General features: G+C 66.7%; 8 protein-coding genes and 3 pseudogenes. 5 read left to right on the top strand and 6 right to left on the bottom strand.

The annotated features are described in order from the left end of the window. Positions 1–556: 556 nt before the first annotated feature. The 3 pseudogenes from ACZ9GM_RS01140 to ACZ9GM_RS01150 form a co-directional block, all read right to left on the bottom strand. Positions 557–1,066, bottom strand: a pseudogene (locus ACZ9GM_RS01140) (IS1634 family transposase); the annotation flags it as partial. A gap of 15 nt (positions 1,067–1,081) precedes the next feature. After that, positions 1,082–2,396, bottom strand: a pseudogene (locus ACZ9GM_RS01145) (ISL3 family transposase). 116 nt (positions 2,397–2,512) lie between these two features. After that, positions 2,513–3,562: pseudogene (locus ACZ9GM_RS01150) on the bottom strand (IS1634 family transposase); the annotation flags it as partial. A gap of 620 nt (positions 3,563–4,182) precedes the next feature. Between ACZ9GM_RS01150 and ctaD the strand changes: the two are divergent. The 3 genes from ctaD (at position 4,183) to ACZ9GM_RS01165 (ending at position 8,110) form a co-directional block, all read left to right on the top strand. Then, the gene (gene ctaD / locus ACZ9GM_RS01155; RefSeq protein ID WP_476037054.1) at positions 4,183–5,883 is read left to right on the top strand and encodes an aa3-type cytochrome oxidase subunit I; all 1,701 of its coding nucleotides are present in this window, start codon (positions 4,183–4,185) and stop codon (positions 5,881–5,883) included. 101 nt (positions 5,884–5,984) lie between these two features. Beyond that, entirely contained in the window at positions 5,985–7,280 is a 1,296-nt protein-coding gene (gene serB, locus ACZ9GM_RS01160; RefSeq protein ID WP_291475767.1) for a phosphoserine phosphatase SerB, read from the top strand. A gap of 74 nt (positions 7,281–7,354) precedes the next feature. After that, a complete protein-coding gene (locus ACZ9GM_RS01165; RefSeq protein WP_291475825.1) occupies positions 7,355–8,110 on the top strand; it encodes an aminoacyl-tRNA hydrolase in 756 nt (251 codons plus the stop codon). On the opposite strand, the gene ACZ9GM_RS01170 is transcribed toward ACZ9GM_RS01165, so the two are convergent. The 3 genes from ACZ9GM_RS01170 to ACZ9GM_RS01180 all read right to left on the bottom strand — a co-directional run bounded on the left by ACZ9GM_RS01170 (position 8,111) and on the right by ACZ9GM_RS01180 (position 13,123). Then, positions 8,111–9,700 carry an AMP-binding protein gene (locus ACZ9GM_RS01170; protein ID WP_476037055.1) on the bottom strand — a complete coding sequence of 530 codons (1,590 nt, stop codon included), beginning with the start codon at positions 9,698–9,700 and terminating at the stop codon, positions 8,111–8,113. A 67-nt stretch (positions 9,701–9,767) separates the two neighbouring features. Then, positions 9,768–11,798: an ATP-dependent DNA helicase gene (locus ACZ9GM_RS01175; protein WP_476037056.1), complete on the bottom strand. Its 2,031-nt coding sequence runs from the start codon at positions 11,796–11,798 to the stop codon at positions 9,768–9,770. Further along, the gene (locus ACZ9GM_RS01180) at positions 11,795–13,123 is read right to left on the bottom strand and encodes a nicotinate phosphoribosyltransferase (RefSeq protein ID WP_476037057.1); all 1,329 of its coding nucleotides are present in this window, start codon (positions 13,121–13,123) and stop codon (positions 11,795–11,797) included. The genes ACZ9GM_RS01175 and ACZ9GM_RS01180 overlap by 4 nt, the downstream gene beginning before the upstream one ends. A 60-nt stretch (positions 13,124–13,183) precedes the next feature. On the opposite strand from ACZ9GM_RS01180, the gene clpS reads away from it, so the two are divergent. Together clpS and ACZ9GM_RS01190 are read left to right on the top strand one after the other, a co-directional pair. Beyond that, a complete protein-coding gene (clpS, locus tag ACZ9GM_RS01185; RefSeq protein ID WP_014009270.1) occupies positions 13,184–13,489 on the top strand; it encodes an ATP-dependent Clp protease adapter ClpS in 306 nt (101 codons plus the stop codon). A 4-nt stretch (positions 13,490–13,493) separates the two neighbouring features. After that, complete coding sequence (locus ACZ9GM_RS01190) at positions 13,494–14,084, top strand: DUF2017 domain-containing protein (RefSeq protein WP_476037058.1); 591 nt, start codon at positions 13,494–13,496, stop codon at positions 14,082–14,084. Positions 14,085–14,088 lie beyond the last annotated feature (4 nt).

A 14,088-nucleotide genomic window follows, 5' to 3' on the forward strand; every position in this document is an offset into this window, starting at 1 on the left:
TGAACTTTCAAGTCATCCTAATCGGGTATATGAAGAGGAAGTACCCAATGGTTGCTCGAACGCGTGGTCGGCCTCCGCTGGGGCGTCGTCGTCAGACGGTGAAGTCGATCCATATGTCCGGTCGAGCTCGGGACGACCCGGCACTGGACGGTCAAGTCTCTTTGAGTGGTGTTCTTTGTCGGTCCCTGTGAACAGGGGATTGTCAGCGACGAGTCGACCAGCTCAGCCGTCGTCGTAGACCATAGGGACCATAGGGACCATAGGGACCATAGGGACCATGGGGACCGTGGGGATCACGGTCATCAAGCTCCGATCATGAACTGCACATCCGGAACCCCGACCGCGTCAGCGGAGTCGTGGACACCGTCGTCGGGGTCGTAGAGAAGGCCGGCGCCTCAACGTGCAGAGTTCGTACCGCACGTTCCACTTCAACTAGGACTGCTTGATGGTCAGAGCGCAGAAGCCGTCAAGGCATCAGGCGATCAGCGCGGCAGCTCAGCAGATGCTGGCGCTGGGAGAATCGGGGCGCTTCGAGTTCAACCTGACTTGGCTCAGATTAGTACGGTGTTCCCACGGCACGGCGCCGAATATCGCTCACGATTTCTACTAACTCCGGCGGTAGCGGCACTGCCGCGACCGCCTCGTGCCCGCCGACATTGATCCGCATCTCCCGGTAACCACTCAGTGTCTGCACCAGTTTCTTCAACGACCACCCCGATGCCGACTCCAGCCAACGACCCACCGCCAACGCCGCCATCACCACCGTCAGGTGAGCATCAATCGACTGCTCGAGCGTGTGGAAGATCGGTCGGGCCTTCAGATCCGACTTCGCCATCCGGAATGATCGCTCAATCTGAAACAACCGCCGGTAATAGCCGATGATCACCATCGGATCCTCATCCAACCTGCTGGTCACGTAGGCTTTGATCCCTGCCAGCTCGCGGTGCTGGGAAGCGAGTTCGAGGTTGACTTCCTTGGTCGTCTTTCCCATTTTCACGTACCGGTTGCGCTTGACCGGGGTCTTTCCTTCTGCGATGTTGCGGGCCTTGCGCAGTGACTCGTCAATCCGGCTCTTCTCGATTTAGAGTGCGTTGATCCGGTCCTGCAGCTGGCCTGAGTGAATCAGGGACCGCAAGATGTAGTGGTCCAGGTTCCTGAACCCCAGAGCGATACCGCGCAGGTGCTCCAGTCTCCCGTTGATCGCCTCAACCGGCCCGTTGGACGCACCAAGGTCGAAGTAGGCGAGGATGTCGGCCTGCCGGCGCCACAGAGTCCGACCCAGTTGTGCCAACTCCTCCAGCCCCGAAGGTAGGCCCTTGCGCAGAGTGTCGATCACCCTGCTCATCATCTTCTTGCCCCGTGACCGGTCCGGGTGCCCGTACGCGCCGATCAGGTCCTGGTAGAACGCCCAGGTGACCTGCAACGCGACGTAGTCATCATCGGTGCCCCACAGCAGATCCAGGCGTTGGCGCTGCCGGCCGGTGAGGAAGTCGGTCCTGGTCAGCAGGGCCCGGCGGTGCTTGTACAGCGGATCGTCCTTCCGTCCGCGCCGCCCGGTGGTTTCTCGCTGTAGGCGTTGCCGACACCCCGTCAGCTTCTCGGCGGCCAGGTGGACGACGTGGAACGGGTCCAAGACCTTCCGCGCCGCAGGAAGTGCGTGGTCGACGGCGGTGGCGTAGCCGGTGAATCCGTCCATCGTCACGACCTGCACCCCGGCCTGGAAGTCCGGGTCGCGCTCATTCAGCCAGGTTCGCAGAACCTCGGCGCTGCGCCCGGGGCGCATGTCGATCAGACGTGCTGGGCCTGACCCGTCGGCCAGCGGGGTCAGATCCACCAGTACCGTGACCATCGAAGACGGTTCACCGGGGCGGCGGGTGTGCTTCCAGACGTGCTCATCGACACCCAGGATTCGCACCCCGGCCAGGTGGGGGGGTCGGCGTAGACAAGGTTGCGGGCTGCGGTGACGGCGACCCGGTTAACCAGTTCCCAGCCCCCCCCCCGAGCGCCTTAGCAGTGGCTTTCACACTCATCCGGTCGATGGCGAGGCGTTGGAGGATCCAGCGGGTCACCCGCCGGGTCAGCTTGGCTCCATCGTCGGCGCACGGCAGGGAGGTCTGGAAGATCTTCCTGCTGCAGGTGGGGTTGGTGCAGGTGAAGCGCGGAACCCGGACGTGCAGGCGAGTGGGGAACCCCACGACCGGTAGGTCGACCAGTCGACGTCGGATGTGGTCCCGCTTCACCCCGGGCATCGCGCAGTCCGGGCAGGTGTCGGCTACGTCCACTGGGTCGGCGTTGATGATGGTGAGGGTTCCTGCATCGGCGGCATCGGTGATCGTCAGGCCGAGTTCTGCGGTGCGGCAGATGGTATCGGCGACGAGGTTGCCAGTAGGGTGCACGGTAGGGTCCTGGTTCGGTCAGATGAAGGTGTGGTAACTCTCATCTTGTACCGGCCAGGGCCTCTGTATGTTGTGCCACCCCGGACCCCGTCCTACTGCCAGCTACGCACTCCCCACCGCGAAGAGCCGTCAATCCCCTTGACGGTCCGGCGGGCTCGGTCGGCGGAGTAGTGGTCGATCGTCCGTGACGGTCGGATCCCCTTGGCCGGGTCGCCGGGATCCCGGCTGACCCAGATCTGATCGTGGGTGTACTCGACCCCGGGATGGTCGTTGCGCCACTTCCAGATCGGGTACGGCAACTCCCTGGTCTTGCCACCCAGGACATATGACAGGCCGGCGGCGTCCAGGTCCCGCCGGTTGGCCTCACTGATCGTCCCGGCGTCGGCGACGACGGTGACGTCATGCAGGTCGTAGGTGTCCATGAACGCTTCCACCGAGGCAAGGAACGTCTTCGTTTCCGCCCTGTTCCCTTCAAAAGCCTGGATGCGCAGTGGGAACCCGTTCACGTCAGTGAGCATGCCGACGGTGATCTGCGGATCAATCCGGCGCTCCTTACTGAACCCGGACTCACGGAACCCGTCACCTTCGTCAGCTTCCCAGTAGAGGGTGGTTACGTCGTAGAGCACCAGTGACGTCGGCCCGATGCCCGCATGATCAGCGCACACGGCGGTGACCGCGTCGCGGAACTCGTCAGTGGCGTAGCGAGGCAGTCGGCGCTTAATCGTCGAGTAACTCGCCGAGGTTGCTCCGGCTTCGGCCAGCACACGGATGGAGTCGTACTTCGAGCCTGGCTGCAGGATCCGGGCGGTGACCAGGCCAGCGAACACGTCATCATTGTCGGCAGCAACGTCCAGGCCGATTGCCCTATAGGCGGTGTCGATCGCGTCGAGCAGGTAGCCGGAGCGTTGTGCGGTGACCTCCCACGGTTGCTCTTCGGTGCCTGTCCCACGGACTGCTGGGATGTCGGTGACGTCGAGGTCCGGGCCGAGTTCGAGCTGGTCGCCCTGGAGTCGTCGGGCGGCTTCGGCCTTCAGCGCGGCAAGTTCGGCGTCGGTGTGGGCTGAGCCGAGGTGTTCCGTCGAGGTCGCACCACCAGCGTAGGAGTAGATGATCTGCACCGAAGTAGCCCCGGAGGCGGTGGTCACGGTGCGGATCCTGGGCTGCATGTTCAGGAGTCTACCGGTCCAGGACTGACTGGTTAGTACGGTTTTTCGCCGAATTCCGCCGAAGCCCCGCAGGTCACGGACTTAGATGACGTGACAACACCGAAACGTGAGCCAAGTCAGGTTCAGCGTGCGCCGGAGGAACGCGACCTCTCCGATCCGGGCGACGTCGACCAGGTGGGCAAGAATATCGTGCACCGTCCACCCCGGGACACAATGAGGGTGTTTCCCGGCGGGAACCGTCAATAGTGTCGAGGTCGTCGATCAGGCGTCGCCGCTCGGCGTGGACCAGGGGCCGGATCTCTTTCCTGGACAGTGACACCGGATACTCCTTTGTATCTGTTCCGCGGCGTCCTGACCGGGCGGCGTTGTGGCTCCCGTGACGCCTGTGGCTGTTGTGCGGTTTTCCGGCCGTGAATCGCGGGCGCTACCCCCGATTGCGACGCCTCGGACGCTAAGGGGGGTCCTGGCTATCAATATCTGAACGCACCCATTACCATGGACTGCAGTCTGCGCTGGATGTGTCGGCGGAGGTGACGACTACGCCGCCGAGCCACAACACCGTGCAGTTCATTCAAAGGGAGCCGTCCCGACGAGCGGCTCCGCGTAGTCAGGAGGATTGAATGACCGCAGTAGCGCCTCGGGAAGACCATCCGGTCGCTCCCACACGGCCTGCTCCCCAGGGTGGTAAGTCCCTCAAGGGCAACCACGCCTGGACCATGCTGACGACCACCGACCACAAGCAGCTCGGCATCATGTACATCATCATGTCGTTCTGCTTCTTCTTCATCGGTGGCCTCATGGCCCTGCTGATCCGCGTGGAGCTGTTCCACCCGGGCATGCAGTACCTGTCGAACGAGCAGTTCAACCAGCTCTTCACCATGCACGGCACGGTGATGCTCCTGCTGTACGGAACCCCGGTCGTGTGGGGCTTCGCGAACTACATCATGCCGCTGCAGATCGGCGCCCCCGACGTCGCCTTCCCGCGCCTCAACGCGCTGGGCTTCTGGCTGACGACCTGGGGCGGCATCCTCATGCTCTCCGGCTTCCTCACCCCCGGTGGTGCCGGTGACTTCGGCTGGACGATCTACATGCCGCTGGCGGACGCCATCCACTCCCCGGGTGTCGGTACCAACCTCTGGATCGTCGGTGTCGGCGTCGGTGGTGTCGGCACCATCGCCTCGGCCATCAACATGATGACGACCATCCTCTGCCTCCGCGCACCGGGCATGACCATGTTCCGTATGCCGATCTTCACCTGGAACATCCTGGTGACTTCGCTGCTGGCGCTGCTGATCTTCCCGCTGCTCACCGCCGCGGCCCTCGGTGTCCTCTACGACCGCCTACTGGGCGGGCACATCTACGACCCGGCCAACGGTGGCGCCATCCTCTGGCAGCACCTGTTCTGGTTCTTCGGTCACCCTGAGGTCTACGTCCTGGCCCTGCCGTTCTTCGGCATCGTCTCCGAGATCTTCCCGGTGTTCAGCCGCAAGCCGATGTTCGGTTATGTCGGCCTGGTCTTCGCGACCCTGTCGATCGCCGCTCTGTCCCTGGCCGTGTGGGCGCACCACATGTTCGTCACCGGTGCTGTGCTGCTGCCGTTCTTCAGCTTCATGACCTTCCTCATCGCGGTGCCGACCGGCCTGAAGTTCTTCAACTGGCTCGGCACCATGTGGAAGGGCCGGCTCACTTTCGAGACCCCGATGGTCTTCGCCATCGGCTTCTTCGCCACCTTCCTGTTCGGTGGTCTGACGGGCATCATGCTGGCGTCCCCGGCCCTGGACTTCCACCTGTCGGACACCTACTTCGTGGTCGCCCACTTCCACTACACCCTCTTCGGAACCATCGTGTTCGCCTCCTACGCCGGCGTGTACTTCTGGTTCCCGAAGATGACCGGTCGCATGCTCAACGAGAAGCTGGGGAAGATCCACTTCTGGCTGACCTTCATCGGCTTCCACACCACGTTCCTCATCCAGCACTGGCTGGGCAACATGGGCATGCCGCGTCGCTACGCCGACTACCTCGAGTCGGACGGCTTCACGATCTACAACCAGATCTCCACCATCGGTGCACTGATCCTCGGTATCTCCGTTATCCCGTTCGTCTGGAACGTCTTCAGCTCCTGGCGCTACGGCGAGGTCGTCACCGTCGACGACCCGTGGGGTTACGGCAACTCCCTGGAGTGGGCGACCAGCTGCCCGCCGCCGCGCCACAACTTCGAGTCCCTGCCCCGGATCCGTTCGGAGCGGCCTGCCTTCGAGCTGCACTACCCGCACATGGTCAAGAACATGCGCGAGGAAGCTCACGTGGGACGCCACTTCTAGGCGCCCTCTCCACCCGGCCGCAGGCCAGGCACCGGTTGAACGACAGCCGCACCCCAGCTACGCGGGGTGCGGCTGTCGCCGTCTGTGCCCCAGGTGCGACAATGGAGGACGTGGACAACTCCCAGACCAACACCGCCGACAACGCTCACCTGACCGTCACCCTCGCTGACGGACTCACCCCCGCGGTCGTGACGCTCACCGGGCCGGACCAGCCCGGCGTGACCGCCGAGTTCTTCCGGACACTTGCCGAGCACGGTACCCAACTCCTCGACGTGGAACAGGCCGTCTTCCGCGGCAACCTCAACCTCGCCGCCTACGTCGGCTACCGGCCGTCCGAGGGAACCGTTCTCAGGGAGGACCTCGACGCAGTGCTCGAGGGCACCGGCATGAGCGTCACTGTCGACGTCTCCGACGAGATCCAGAAGGCCCGCGGACGCTCCACTCACGCGGTCATCGTCCTCGGCGACCCGGTGACCGCCGAGCACATCTCCACGATCGGTCGCGTCCTCGCCGACCACGGTGCCAATATCGACCGGATCCGTGGCATCGCCGACTATCCGGTCACCGGCCTCGAACTGAAGATCACCGTCGCGAATCCTGCGCCCGGCGGTTCCACCGAACTGCGTGAGGCTCTCGCCGAGGTCGCTCACGGCTCCGGCGTGGACATCGCCATCCAGCGCGCCGGCCTGGCCAACAAGACCAAGCGTCTGATCTGCTTCGATGTGGACTCCACCCTCATCCAGCAGGAGGTCATCGAGCTGCTGGCCGCGCACGCCGGCCGTGAGGCGGAGGTCGCCGCCGTCACCGACCGCGCGATGCGCGGCGAGATCGACTTCTCCGAGTCCCTCCACGAGCGGGTCAAGGCCCTCGCCGGCCTGGACGCCACCGTCATTGACGAGGTCTCCCGCGCGGTCCAGCTGACCCCTGGTGCGCGCACCACCATCCGGACCCTCAAGCGCCTCGGCTACCGCACCGGCGCGGTCTCCGGTGGCTTCGTCCAGGTGCTGGAGCCTCTGGCACGCGAGCTCGGCCTCGACTTCTACCGGGCGAACACTCTGGAGATCGTCGACGGCAAGCTCACCGGCCGCGTCATCGGCCAGGTCATCGACCGTGAGGTGAAGGCCGAGAGCCTCAAGGAGTTCGCCTGGTCCAACGGCATCGCCCTGAACCAGACCGTCGCCGTCGGTGACGGGGCCAACGACATCGCCATGCTGTCGGTGGCCGGTCTGGGCATCGCCTTCAACGCCAAGCCCGCTCTCCGCGAGATCGCGGATGCCACCGTCAACCACCCCTTCCTCGACGAGGTGCTCTTCATGCTCGGTATCTCCCGCGAAGAGATCGACTCCGCCGACCTGGAGGACGGGACCTACCGGCGCGTCCCGCTCGAGCCGCGGTGAGTACGGCAGACGGGACAGACCCCGACTCCACCACTCCGCTGATCCGTCGGGCCCACACCCGCCTGCAGAACGCCATGCATGTCGACCGTGACGGCGAGAACCCGGACGACCCCGCCACGGTCCAGGCCATGCCGCTGGTGATGGAGTTCCCGCATGATCCGTTGCCGGACCGTCGCGCACTGCTGGAGGCCGCCGCCACCGCCTGCGTAGCCGTCTGCCTCGATCCGAGAGCAGGGGAGGACTCGTTCTTCGCCGATGCCCTGGGCCGCTGGTACGGCGCGAGGATCCGCAAGATCGCCCGTCGGGCCCGCAACAGGAAGTGGCGGGATGTCCAGGGGATGCCCGGGGTCACCGTGTCCGTGAACGACGCCTCGGTCCGTGCTTTCACCCCCTGTCCGGTGACTGAGACCCCTGAGCTGCTCAACAAGCTGCAGATCCAGGGCGCGGACCTGGTCTCCGACCCGTCCTACGCGGACACTCCCGAGGCAGTACTCGTCCACGATGACGCGCCGGTGATCTACGTCGACGCCTCCCTGGAGATGACGGTCGGCAAGGCCGCGGCACAGGTCTCCCACGGCTCGATGCTGCTGGCTGCGGCGATGGCGGGGGACGCCGCCCTCGACTGGGCGGCCCACGGCTTCCCGCTGCATGTCTGTGAGGTGTCCGCCGGACGCTTCGCCGAGGTCCGTGCCGAGGCGGAGCAGCGGATCAAGGAAGTGACGGAGACCTCCAACAGACCTGCGGCTCGGGCCGCCGCGGTCGTGCAGGACGCCGGATACACGGAGATCGCCCCCGGCTCCTTCACCGTCGTCGCTCTACAGCGGGGCTGATCAGCCCCGGTCGCGCAGCGTGCGGCGCAGGATCTTGCCGGTGGCCGACTTCGGCACCTCACGCACGAACTCCAGCGCCCGGATCCTCTTGTAGGGCTCGACGCGCGCGTTCACGGTGTCCTCGATGGCGGTGGCGACCTCGTCCTCGGAGCGGGTGTCTCCCTCGGCGACCGCCTGGCGAACCACGTACGCCTTGGGGATCTCCTCACCGGTCTCCGGGTCGGAGGCGCCGACGACGGCGGCGTCCGCGACATCGGGCAGGGTGAGCAGCACGGCCTCGAGTTCCGCCGGGGGAACCTGGTAGCCCTTGTACTTGATGATCTCCTTGAGCCGGTCGACGATGTACACGTCGCCGTGGTGGTCCTGGCGGGCCAGGTCACCGGTGCGCAGCCAACCGTCACCGGGCAGGGACTCCGCGGTGGCGTCCTCGTCGCCCAGGTAACCGGACATGACCTGGGGTCCGCGGACCCACAGCTCGCCGTCGGCGCTGACGCCCTCGGCCGGGACCGGGATCTCCTCGAGGGAGTCCGGGTCGACGATCTTGTGCTCGGTGCCGGCGACCGGTCTGCCGACGGAGCCACGGGAGAGGTTCGCGTCGGTGTTCATGTGCGTCACCGGGCTGGCCTCGGTGAGACCGTAGCCCTGGTAGACGCGGATGTCGAGGCGCTGCTCCACCGCGCGGGCGAGGTCGTCGTCGAGCGGAGCCGCACCACTGAACACACCGCGCAGGGAGGAGAGGTCGTGGCTGTCGACCGCCGGGTCCTTCGCCAGGGCGACAGCCACGGGCGGGGCGATGAAGGTGAAGGTGACCTTGTGCTCCTGATGGGCGGCGAGGAAGGTGTTCAGCTGGAACCGGGGGGAGGTCAGCAGCCGGGCGCGCAGCCGCATCGCCGCGTTGGCCAGGACGGTGAGTCCGTAGATGTGGAAGAAGGGCAGGATGCCGAAGATGGTGTCGGCCCGGTTTACCACACCGGCGGTCTCGATCTGGGCGATATTGGCCACCAGGTTCGCGTGGGTCAGCTTCACCCCCTTGGGCAGGCCGGTGGTGCCCGAGGAGTAGGGCAACGCGGCCAGGTGCGTGGCGGGGTCGAAGGAGACCTCGGGGGGAGTGCTGCGCTCGGCGTACATCTGCTTGAGCCCGCGGGAGGCGTCCAGGTGGATCAGCCTCTCGGCGGGCAGCCCGGCAAGCTCTGCGGCCTCCTCGCCACCGTCGCCGAAGCCGGCGAGGGTCAGCAGCAGCGTCGCGCCCGAGTCCTTGATCTGGTGGGCGACGGTCTCCGGGGTGGAGAGCAGCGGAACAGGGGTCAGGACCGCACCGAGGCGCCAGACGGCGTGGGCGGCCACGAGGAAGTTCTCGGAGTTGGGGCACTGCAGCGCGACGACGTCACCGGTGCGCACCCCGAAACGGTGGAACCAGCCTGCCGCGGCGTCCACGTGGCTGCGCAGTGTGGCGAAGGTGGATTCGGTGCCTTCCGCCAGATCGACCACGGCGACACGGTCCTCGTCCTCCGGAGCGAGCGAGCCGTAGATGTAGTCGTAGAGGCTCACCGGGGGGACGGTGAAGTCGCTCTGGTCACTGGTCACGGGCATACGGGTACTCCTGTGGACATTTCGACGCTGCAATAACTACATGGGCGATCCTACGCGGTAGCGCAGCTCATCCGCGCAGGCGGCGTAGTGCGCCGCGGACCTTACCCCCGTCGGTGGTGGTCCAGAACGGTGGCATCGAGGAGCGGAAGAAGGACCCGTAGCGTTTTGTCGCGATCCGTGAGTCAAGGACGGCGACCACGCCACGGTCATCGACACTTCGCAGCAGTCGGCCCGCGCCCTGCGCCATGAGCAGGGCGGCGTGGGTGGCGGAGACCTCCATGAACCCGTTGCGTCCCGCCTTGTCGGCGGCCTCCTTCCGGGCCTGCATCAGCGGGTCATCCGGACGGGGGAAGGGGATCCGGTCCATCACCACCAGCGACAGCGACGGGCCCGGCACATCCACACCCTGCCACAGGCTGAGGGTGCCGAACAGGCACGTCTCCGGCTCCGCCCGGAAGCGGTCGATGAGGGTGCCGAGGGTGTCCTCACCCTGCAGCATGATGTCGTAGGGCACCAGGGTGCGCATCTCCGCGGCGGCGGCCTCGGCGGCTCGCCGGGAGGAGAACAATCCGAGGGTGCGACCGCCGGCGGCGTTGATGAGCTGGGCCAGTTCGTCCATCGTCGTCGGCGACGCGGCATCCCGGCCCGGCGGATCGAGGTGGCGGGCCATGTAGAGGATCCCGTGGGTGCCGGCGTCGAAGGGGGTGCCGACATCCAGGGTGGTGCACTTCGACGCGGACAGTCCCCAGGACGCCAGCATCGCGGTGAACCGGCCGCCCAGGGCAAGTGTCGCGGAGGTGAGGACCACGGTGGAGTCCCCGAACAACCGGGTGCGCAGCAGGTCGGCGACACTCAGCGGGGCAACCCGCACCGCGCGCCGCGAGCGGTCACCGCCGAGCCAGACGACGTCCTCGCCGAAGATGCTGTCATCGTCGGAGCCTCCCTCGTCGAGGATCCGCACGACCGTGTCATGCAGTTCCTCGCAGGAGGAGACGCAGTGGTGCAGTTCGGCGGCCTTCTCGGCATCCTTCGCACTCTCGGCGCCGGTCGGCACGGTGCCTTTTGTACCCTGCAGCTTCGAGCGCAGCCCCCACAGGGCGTCACGCAGGGCGATGAGCGGTTCCTGCAGCTGGACCGGTACCTGCAGCCAGCGCCCCTCCGGGGCGGTACCGGCGGTGACCGAGGCCTCGACCTCGGCGGTCCAGGTGTCCGCGGCCTCCTGCAGGGCGTCCGAGCAGCCGTCGGGACCGACCTTGGCGCAGCGCTTGGCGAGGATGGCCAGGGACGCGGCGGTGAGTTCGGCGGTCGCCACCGAGGTGATCCGGGCCTCGAGTTCGTGGGCCTCGTCGATGACCGCCACATCGTGCATCGGCAGCACGGAACTGTCCGCCATCGCGTCGATCGCCAGCAGGGCGTGGTTGGTGACCACCACATCGGCCTCGGCGGCCTCGGCACGGGCGGCTTCGGCGAAGCACTGCTCGCCGAAGGGACAGCGGGTCGCCCCGACACACTCCCGGCTGGTCACACTGACCTGACGCCACGCCTGGTCGGAGACACCGCGGGGCAGGGAATCACGGTCGCCGGTGCCCTCTCCGGTCTCCAGGATCTCCTGGGCCCAGTCACGCAGTCGGGTGACCTGGGCGCCGGTCCGGGTCAGCTCCGCCTCGTCGAGCAGGGAATCCTCCCCGTTCTCCGAGGAGGGGGAGCCACCACCGGTGCGATGCAGGCAGAGGTAGTTGTTACGGCCCTTGAGGATCGCGAAGGTCGGACGCCGCCCCAGTTTCGGGGCGAGGGCGTCCACCACCCGCGGCAGGTCCCGGTTCACCAGCTGACGCTGCAGGGCAATGGTGGCGGTGGACACGACGACGCGACGTCCGGTCTCGACCGCGTGGGCCAGCGACGGCACCAGGTAGGCCATGGACTTACCGGTACCGGTACCGGCCTGGACGGCCAGGTGGCGTTCCTCGGCGATCGCATCGGCGACGGCGGCGGCCATGGTGCGCTGCCCGTCGCGTCGGGTACCACCGAGGGTCTCGACGGTGTGGTCCAGCAGGTCGAGCGGGGACGGCGTGCCGGAGTCGGCGGGGGTGTCGCTCACAGGCCGACGAAACGCACTGACAAAGCCGGTTCGTCGCGGGACAGGGCCAGGCCCTCCCACGGCAGGGACACCAGCTGGGTGGCCAGGTGCTCCCGCGACTCGTCGAGGGTCGGCAGGTCGGCGACCGGCGCACCGTCGCGGATCAGCGGCACGGTGAGCTGCACCGTGTTGAGGACGCCGCCGAGGTCCGGGGCGTCGGCGGCGATGGACCAGGCGACCTCCTCCACGGCGGTGCCGGTGGACCGGCAGGCACGCAGCGCCTGCTTCGCCCCACCGTGGCTGGCCTTGCCGCGGCTGCGCTTGTGGACGTGGGTGCCGTCGACCTCGACCAGCTTGTAGACCAGTCCGGCGGTCGGGGCGCCGGAGCCGGTCACCACGGAGGTGCCGGCACCGTAGGTGTCCACCGGCTCACTGCGTAGCGAGGCGATGGCGAACTCGTCGAGGTCGGAGGAGACGCAGATCTTCGTGTCGTAGGCACCGAGGGAGTCCAGCTGGTCCCGGACCTGACGGGCGAGCACACCCAGGTCACCGGAGTCGATACGCACCGCGCCGAGTCCTGTACCGGCGACCTCGACGGCGTTGGCGACACCCTGGCGGATGTCGTAGGTGTCCACCAGCAGGGTGGTGCCCACCCCCTGGGACTCGATCTGCGCCCGGAAGGCGGCCTTCTCGTCGGGCTGCCCGTCGGCGTCCGTGTGCAGCAGCGTCCAGGCGTGGGCGCTGGTGCCACCCACCGGGACGCCGTAGCGCGCGGCGGCCTCCAGGTTAGAGGTCGAGGTGAAGCCCGCGAGATAGGCGGCGCGTGCGGCGGAGACCGCGGCGTCCTCATGGGTACGACGCGAGCCCATCTCGATGATCGGACGCCCCTCGGCGGCGGTGACCATACGGGCCGCGGCGGAGGCGACGGCTGAGTCGAAGTTGAGGATCGACAGGACCACGGTCTCCAGCACGACGCATTCGGCGAAGGTGCCGCGCACGGTGAGAATGGGGGAGTTGGGGAAGTAGAGCTCGCCTTCGCGGTAGCCGTCGATCTGCCCGGAGAATCGGTAGTTCTCCAGGTAACTGCGGGTGCGTTCGTCGAGGAAGGGCAGCCCGTCGAGCTGTTCGGTGGTGAAGCGGAAGTTCTTCACGGCCTCGATGACCCGGGCGGTGCCGGCGACGACGCCGTAGCGTCGTTCATTCGGCAGGCGGCGGGTGAAGACCTCGAAGGCACACCGACGGTCGGCGGTGCCGTCGGCCAGCGCGGCCTGCAGCATCGTCAGTTCGTACATGTCGGTGAACAGGGCCGTGGAGGCGGTACCGGAAGGCGTGGTGGATGCGGTCACACTGTCACATAGTAGTGATGTCCCGTTGCCGCGTCGGTGACCACCGGTAGTCTGGGTGACATGACTTCTCCTGCCGCCCCGGCTGCCACACCTGTGGCAGAGCAACTGCCGGACACACTCACCGAGGCCGACCTGCCCTGGCTGTGTATCTGCTGGGACGATCCGGTCAACCTCATGAGCTACGTCACCTACGTCTTCCAGACCGTGCTCGGCTACTCCCGCAAACGTGCCACCGCACTGATGATGGAGGTGCACACCGAAGGCAAGGCCATCGTGAGCTCCGGGGACCGTGACAAGGTGGAGGCGGACGTGAAGAAGCTTCAGACCGCCGGCCTGTGGGCCACCATGCAGCGCAGCGAAGGATGATCCCGTGATCCCCTGGACGAAGAAGAAGGGTCTGGTCCGCGGTACCCGCTACCAGACGCGTCTCGAACCCCTGGAGCGTGAGATGCTCGGCGATTCCGCCGTGACGGTCTCCGACGCCCTCATGGGCCGCGCCCGGTCAGCCCCGAAAGACGAGCTCGCCGAGATGACCGGCCTGCCCTCCGGTCACACGGACGCGCCGGAGGACCCGGCCCTGGCCCGTCTGCTGCCCTCCTTCTTCCGCGACGGGGCGGAGGAGGTCGAGGGGGAGGCGTCCGTCACCCGGCAGTTCACCGAGACCGACATCATTAAGGCGAAGCTGATCAATCTCCGGATCCTCATCGACGCCCTCGGCCCCGACGGGTCGGTGAACATCAGCATCGGTACCGACCAGGCCGGGCCGTGGCTCAATGCGGTGGCAGACATCCGCACGTACCACTCCGCCCAGCTCGACGTGTACCGCGTGGAGCACGGGGAATCCTCCCAGGAAGCCGAGACCGCCGCGAACTACCTCGACTGGCTCGGCTACCACCAGGACACGCTGCTCAGCGCCATGATGGGCGAGCTCGACGTGCCCGACGGATTCGACGAGGGATAGACGC

This window comes from Corynebacterium sp. UD i78 (assembly GCF_056280545.1).

What these genes read in the sequence shown, in the direction of transcription:
- ACZ9GM_RS01170 (WP_476037055.1), bottom strand. Translation starts at nt 9,700, where the DNA reads ATGCCCGTGACCAGTGACCAGAGCGACTTCACCGTCCCCCCGGTGAGC.
- serB (WP_291475767.1), top strand. Translation starts at nt 5,985, where the DNA reads ATGGAGGACGTGGACAACTCCCAGACCAACACCGCCGACAACGCTCAC.
- ctaD (WP_476037054.1), top strand. Translation starts at nt 4,183, where the DNA reads ATGACCGCAGTAGCGCCTCGGGAAGACCATCCGGTCGCTCCCACACGG.
- clpS (WP_014009270.1), top strand. Translation starts at nt 13,184, where the DNA reads ATGACTTCTCCTGCCGCCCCGGCTGCCACACCTGTGGCAGAGCAACTG.
- ACZ9GM_RS01165 (WP_291475825.1), top strand. Translation starts at nt 7,355, where the DNA reads ATGCATGTCGACCGTGACGGCGAGAACCCGGACGACCCCGCCACGGTC.